This window comes from Devosia sp., assembly GCF_041917035.1.
In the GTDB taxonomy this organism is placed as follows: domain Bacteria; phylum Pseudomonadota; class Alphaproteobacteria; order Rhizobiales; family Devosiaceae; genus Devosia_A.
Genome location: NZ_JAYRYM010000335.1, coordinates 1 through 3,342, shown reverse-complemented (window position 1 = coordinate 3,342; position 3,342 = coordinate 1). Strand labels below are relative to the sequence as shown.

The 3,342-nt window shown below is 67.5% G+C and carries 4 protein-coding genes; 2 read left to right on the top strand and 2 right to left on the bottom strand.

What is annotated here, in order from left to right; translation table 11 throughout:
• Together ACE3TU_RS20530 and ACE3TU_RS20525 are read left to right on the top strand one after the other, a co-directional pair.
• The coding region (locus ACE3TU_RS20530; RefSeq protein ID WP_374627633.1) for a hypothetical protein at positions 1-267 on the top strand (267 nt) is incomplete at its 5' end.
• A 2-nt stretch (positions 268-269) separates the two neighbouring features.
• Positions 270-878 carry a hypothetical protein gene (locus ACE3TU_RS20525; RefSeq protein ID WP_374627631.1) on the top strand — a complete coding sequence of 203 codons (609 nt, stop codon included), beginning with the start codon at positions 270-272 and terminating at the stop codon, positions 876-878.
• 22 nt (positions 879-900) lie between these two features.
• Here the strand turns inward: ACE3TU_RS20525 and ACE3TU_RS20520 are convergent, their stop codons facing one another.
• Both ACE3TU_RS20520 and ACE3TU_RS20515 read right to left on the bottom strand, forming a co-directional pair.
• Complete coding sequence (locus ACE3TU_RS20520; RefSeq protein WP_374627629.1) at positions 901-3,006, bottom strand: von Willebrand factor type A domain-containing protein; 2,106 nt, start codon at positions 3,004-3,006, stop codon at positions 901-903.
• A partial coding sequence (locus tag ACE3TU_RS20515) for an RNA polymerase sigma factor (RefSeq protein ID WP_374627627.1) occupies positions 3,003-3,342 on the bottom strand: 340 nt, incomplete at its 5' end. The genes ACE3TU_RS20520 and ACE3TU_RS20515, both read right to left, overlap by 4 nt.

The window sequence follows — 3,342 nt, the reverse complement described above, 5'->3', positions numbered from 1 at the left end:
CTGGTCGGTCTCGGTCTCGTGGTTGTGCTGTTCCGGCGCCGCCGGCAGGCGGAGGCGGCTTTCTGCCTGGCGGCCGTCGCCCTGTCGACCGCAACCGGCATGGAGTCGTCCCTGCGCTTCTTTGCCGGCCTCGCCCCGTTTGGTCTGGTGACCTGCGAACTCCTGGCCGAACGGCGTCGCCTCTATTGGCTCGCCTATCCGGTCGGGCTGCTGCTCGGCGCCTACCTGTTTCACGGTTGGCTGACCGGGTCGCGGGCGATGGTCTAGTGATGGCGGGCCTCCTCCCTTACGCCGGTCTGGCCCTGCTCGCCGTGGGCGAGCTGGCCCTGCTCGGCTTTGCCGCAAGCGCCGACGTCTCCGAGACCTACCGGGCCTTCTACATCGACAGGTCCAGCAGCTGCCTGCCGCAGCCGGTGACGGGCGCCTTCCAGTTCGGTCGTCCGATCTCTGCCGGCCGCGCCACCTTGCCCGAGTTCGACGCGGTGGCCATTTGCGGCGTCGCCTATACCGGCGCGGAGGGAACCTGGATGTTCGGGCCCGAGGCCCGCTTTCACTTTGCCGTCCCCCCCGGAACGCAAGATCTGCGGTTTACCCTCGAGGGGAGGCGGGGGCATCAGCGGCGCCTGCTGGTCATGGCCAATGGCACCTCTGTCGGCATGCTCGACAATGACGGCCACGCGGACCAGAGCTATGGCTTTGCCGTGCCCCGCGCCCTGCTGGCCGATGACGGAGCGCTCGATGTGACGCTGCTCATCGAGGATCCGCCCGAACCGCGCAACTCGGTCGCGGCCCGGAAGTTCAACTTCTTCATCCGTTCGATCACCCTGTCGCTCGAACAGGACGAGCGCGGCTCCGTCAGCAGCGGAACCGCGCTCTGAGCGCCGTGGGGGGCTGGCGGCGCTATTCGGAGGGACACCCGGTCATGCCGTCGGCCGCCACGCAGCCGCCGTCGGGAACCTCGCTGGTGACGGTCGGCACCACCAGCACCCGGGCCATGTCGATCAGCTGCATGAACTCGGCGCGATAGCCGTTCTCGTCGCTGCCGCGGGCGCCCTGGGCGAGGTCGCGGATCGCCTCCCAGCTCATCTCGCCATAGTTCGAGCCCTTGAGCTTCTGCCCGAACGCGGCGACCGCCGCGGCAAAGCGCGCGTCCTCGGAGGCCTGGGCCAGTTCCTTGACGGCGAGATCCTTGCCGATCGGCAGCTCGGTCAGCCTCGAGGTGTCGCCGTCGGGCAGCTTGTAGCGCATCTTCAGGAACCCGATCTCGGTCCCCACCTCGGCCGCCGGCACGGCCGCGTCGCTCTCGTAGCGCAGCGGATCGTTCAGTTCGGCGCCCGAGCCGACCGGGGTGATCTCGTAGAGCGCGGTCACCGTGGTGCCCGCCCCGATCTCGCCCGCATCGACCTTGTCGTTGTTGAAGTCCTCGCGGTTGAGCGCCCGCGTCTCGTAGCCGATCAGCCGGTACTCGCTCACCACCGCCGGGTTGAACTCGACCTGGATCTTGACGTCCTTGGCGATCGTCTCGAGCGTGCCGCCGGCGTCCTGCACCAGCACCTTCTGGGCTTCCTTGAAGCTGTCGATGTAGCTGGCATTGCCGTTGCCGTTCTGCGCCAGCGCCTGCATCGTGTCGTCGCCGAGATTGCCCTGCCCGAAGCCGAGCACCGAGAGGAACACGCCGCCCTCGCGCTTGCTCTTGATGTAGGTCTTGAGGTCCTCCGGATCGTCGATGCCGACGTTGAAGTCGCCATCGGTGGCGAGGATCACCCGATTGACCCCATCGGCGACCTTGTTCTGCTCGGCCAGCCGGTAGGCGAGTTCGATCCCTTCCGCCCCGGCGGTAGACCCGCCGGCCGAGAGGTTCTCGAGCGCCGAGAGGATTTTGGCCTTCTCCGTTGCCCGCGTCGGCTCCAGCACAACGCCGGCCGAACCGGCATAGACGACGATCGATACCGTATCGTTGGCGCTCAGCTGATCGACCAGCAGCGCGAAGGCGCGCTTCAGCAGCGGCAGCTTGTCCGGTTCGTCCATCGATCCGGACGTGTCGATAAGGAAGACGAGGTTCGACGCCTTGTCCTCGCCGACCGGCGGCACATAGCCCTTGATGCCGATCTGGACGATCTGCGTCTTGCCGTTCCACGGCGTCGGATACACCGAAACCGTCGGCTCGAACGGTGTCGTCGCATCGGCTGGCGCCGGATAGGCGTAGCTGAAATAGTTGATCAGTTCCTCGATCCGCACCGCGTCGGGCTCGGGCACCCAGCCATCCGTCAGCGCCCGCCGGACATAGGCATAGGACGCCGTGTCGACATCGATCGAGAAGGTCGAGACCGGCTCGTTCTTGACGATCTTGAGTGGCGACTCGGCAAAACGGGTGAACTCGTCGCCCGAGGGCTCGGTCGGCATCACCATGGCGTCGACCGGCGCCGGCATGCCGACGGCCTCAGCCTCCGGCGCGTACTCGGCCATCACGCCATCCTGGGACTGGATGCCGGCCGAAACGCCGAGCTTGGGCTGCGCCACGGCGCGATTGGTCGTCGCAGGGGCGACAGGCGCGGCCTCGTCGGCCGCCGCGATGCTCAGTTGCGCGCCCGGCGTCTCGGTGGCGGCGAGGCCGTTCGCCGTCGCCTCTTCCTTCTTTTCGGCGACAGCATCGGGCTTCATCACCGGAGCGTCGGCGTCGCGCAGCACGGGGGGCACGCCGATCGGACTGATCGCGGTCGAGGTGTAGAGCTGGTAGCCCAGCGGCAGCAGCAGGAGCGCGATCGCGGCGGTGCCGAGGCCGTAGGTGAGGCGGGTATCCATGGTCCAGTTCCCTTTCGCAGTGGCGAACATGGACCTCAGACGCTGCACCAGCGGATTTCCTTGGGCGGCTTTCCCGGCCGCGTTCTGTTCGGCATCGAAGGCCAGCAGCGCCGCTTCCAGCGCACGCTGCCGCGCGGCCTCGGCCGGTGCCGGCGTCGCGATCTGCTTGAGCAGGTCGAGCTTGTCGTCGTTCTGGTTGCTCATAGGAGCCCCCTCAGGGTCTTTTTGGCTTCGTGGACGTGCCAGGAGACGGTGGCCTCCTTGCACCCCATGATCACGCCGGCCTCGGCGTGGCTCATCCCCTCCGCGTAGATCAGCAGCACCGCGTCCCGTTGCTGGTCGGGAAGTCTGCGGACTGCATCCCAGAGTTCCTTCGCCGCCAGGCTGTCCTCCTGGTCGGGAAGGTATTCGTCCGGCGCCACCTCGGCATACCGGTCGACATTCTTGCCCCGACGCGAGCGGGCCCGTTGCATGTCGCGCACCGCGTTCAGCGTCACCCGGTAGAGCCAGCTGGTGAAGGCGCTGCGCCCGTCGAAGCTC